Raw genomic sequence first — 2706 nt, 5'->3', positions numbered from 1 at the left:
TTTTTCCAAAAACTGTCTCAAGTAAGAAGTACTATACAGAAGTTTATTAAGCATATAAATAAAGTTCCTACACAAACAATAGATAGGCTATGTGTAAGAATGTAGGAACTTTAATAGAACTTATATACATTACAGTTTAACCCCCCTTAGAAATACTAGCAAATATGTAGAATGGTGTCAATTAATATTATCCAAAAAAGTTAATATAATAATAAATTGTAAAAAATCAAGATAAAAAATACTTTATTACTATAATAGTACATTTTATGACATATATATTGATACTATATTGTTTGGGTGATAATATATGGATAAGATAACAGGACAGGTGATATTTTGTGGAAGTTTATGCCGTAAAGTGTACTAGAATGAGTAAGTGGTTATTTAATAATTTAATATATCATATAAGCGAAGAGAGAAAAAATAAAATTTATAGATTTGTGAATGATGATGATAAATATAGAGGATTAATATCAGAAATTTTAATAAGAACTATTATTTATGAAGAGTTAAATATGCCAGTCAGTAGAAAATACAAGGGAAAGTGTCAACAATACAGTGTTGGTATATGAAAGCTGATAATACTGAAGAAAGATTATATTTTCTATCTCTGCCTAAATCGGCATAATAGTGTTCTTTAAAAGAGTTGGGAATTAATGTATCAAGATCAAAATTGTTAGCAAGTAACTTTAGAAAACCGATAGGTTGTTTAGTAGTCATGTTATTAAGTTCAGATACTTGCTCAAAGATATTAAGTTGTTTGATTTTATTAAGACAAAACATATTAAAAACCTCCCTGTGGCGTTTTAGATTTATGTGGTGTAATTCTATTATGCCTTAGTAGAGGAAAATATAAAAGCCTAACGGCTTAAAAGTTAGGCGAATCAATGCTTGTGGAATTCCGCAAGCGTCTAAAAAAATATAGGAGGCAATTATAATGAAAATTCTTGAAGCCAGTAAAGAAAATTTTCAAGTAGCAGCAAAATGCATTAAGGAAGGAGGTGTAATTATAGCACCTAGCGATACAAATATTGCATTAACCTTAAATCCATGGAATGAAGAAGCTATAGAAAGAGCTTTTGCAATAAAAAATAGACCCGCAACTTCAGCTCTTACTCTATTTGTTTTAAACCCTGATGATTGGAAAAAATACGGTGAAGGAAAAGACAATGAAATGGTACAAGCATTAGTAGATGCATTTTGGCCAGGTCCTTTAAATATTATTGTTAAGAAAAAAGATACTGTTCCAGATAGAATGTTATGTGGTGGAGATACAGTATCTATAAGTTGTCTTAGCAACCCAGTTTGGAGAGGTATGATGGAAGAATTAAATATGCCAGTTTCTATGACTTCAGCTAACTTATCTGGTCAAGCTGATGGTATTTTAGTAGATATGGGATTAGCTTTAGACCAAGTTGGTGATAAGGTAGATTATATATTAAAGGGAAAAGCTCAAAGAACAACAAAATCAAGCACAATAATTTCTCTTGTAGACAAGCCATGTATTACAAGACTTGGAGATATAACTGCTGAAGATATTGAAAATGTTATAAATATCTTACCAACAGTACTTTAATATTTAATAAATAATGATTTAAGAAAGTAGTGATAGTTAATGAAAAAAGACATAATTTCCTTTTATAGTTATAGAATTTTTTCCAGATTTTATTTCCATGTTCCAGTGCTGTTTGTTTTCTTTTATTTAAAGGAACTATCCATAATTAAAATAGAACTGATGCTAGCTATCTATGGATTAGTACTTATGGTTGCACCAAAGCTTATTGAAGGCATTAAGAATGTTGGCAAAAGGAAATATGCAATTATAATTGGAGAAGTTATTAAGGCATTAGGACTTATTTGTTTTATAAATGGTAGCAGTTTTGCAGTATTAATAATAGGGCAAATACTATAATATTAGAAGTCAATTAAGTAGTATAGCTAAAAATACTGATACACTGTTTGAAAGAACATTTGCTGAAGCATTGAATTTACATACTATTTATAATTCAAAAGTTCTTGGGGAAGTTTATTTAGTTCCTGTTTATGAATATGATGATAAGGAAATGGAAAATAATAAAATTGCATTCAAGAAAACAAAGACTAATATAGAAAAGTATATAAGTTTTTTCTCTGCTATAAGTGGTAGAAAAGATAGTACCGATGATAATTATAAATATGAGAGGGTAGCTTTAATAATTGTTGACTTTTCACCAAATATTCCTATTGTATATACTAACACTTCTCAGTTGAAACAAGATGAATTAGTATCAAAGAATTTTAATCTTGAATTAGAAAATATAAGCATAAAGAATTTTACAAAAGACATACTAAATATCTATAATCAAAGATTTGATATAAATAATTTTAGAGATTAATAAGTATAAAAAATGTACAAGCATTAAAATAAATATGTAAAAAAGTTAGATTATTTTAGCTTTAGATAAGAACCTAATAAGCATTTAGTTAATTAAGGTTAGTATCTAAAGCTTTCTTAAGTAGCAGTATGAAAATGATGTGTTGATTGCTTTTTTAACTACATTCACAGTTTCTTGAGGTGAATAATCAAAACAAAGAAATATTTGCAAGTAAAGAATTTTAAAAAGCAAGCTAAATTGGTTACTTTTTTTAAACATTATATTATAATATTAAATCATATAAAGTATATCCTATACCCATAATTATAAAAAGACTAAAAAACATAATTAA

4 protein-coding genes are annotated in these 2706 nt (G+C 27.2%); all 4 read left to right on the top strand.

What is annotated here, in order from left to right; all coding sequences use genetic code 11:
• Positions 1-368: 368 nt before the first annotated feature.
• The 4 genes from OIO11_RS11775 to OIO11_RS11760 all read left to right on the top strand — a co-directional run bounded on the left by OIO11_RS11775 (position 369) and on the right by OIO11_RS11760 (position 2375).
• On the top strand, positions 369-572 hold the full coding sequence (locus OIO11_RS11775; RefSeq protein ID WP_268071664.1) for a hypothetical protein: 204 nt from the start codon (positions 369-371) through the stop codon (positions 570-572).
• Between the two features lie 365 nt (positions 573-937).
• Entirely contained in the window at positions 938-1576 is a 639-nt protein-coding gene (locus OIO11_RS11770; RefSeq protein WP_268071663.1) for an L-threonylcarbamoyladenylate synthase, read from the top strand.
• Positions 1577-1735: 159 nt separating this feature from the next.
• Complete coding sequence (locus OIO11_RS11765; protein ID WP_268071662.1) at positions 1736-1912, top strand: hypothetical protein; 177 nt, start codon at positions 1736-1738, stop codon at positions 1910-1912.
• Positions 1913-1982: 70 nt separating this feature from the next.
• On the top strand, positions 1983-2375 hold the full coding sequence (locus tag OIO11_RS11760) for a hypothetical protein (RefSeq protein WP_268071660.1): 393 nt from the start codon (positions 1983-1985) through the stop codon (positions 2373-2375).
• Positions 2376-2706 lie beyond the last annotated feature (331 nt).

The sequence above is a fragment of the Clostridium sp. ZS2-4 genome, from assembly GCF_026719745.1.
Lineage (GTDB): Bacteria > Bacillota > Clostridia > Clostridiales > Clostridiaceae > Clostridium_H.
The sequence above is the reverse complement of the archived record's forward strand: the minus strand, read 5'-3'. Positions and strand labels throughout refer to the sequence as shown.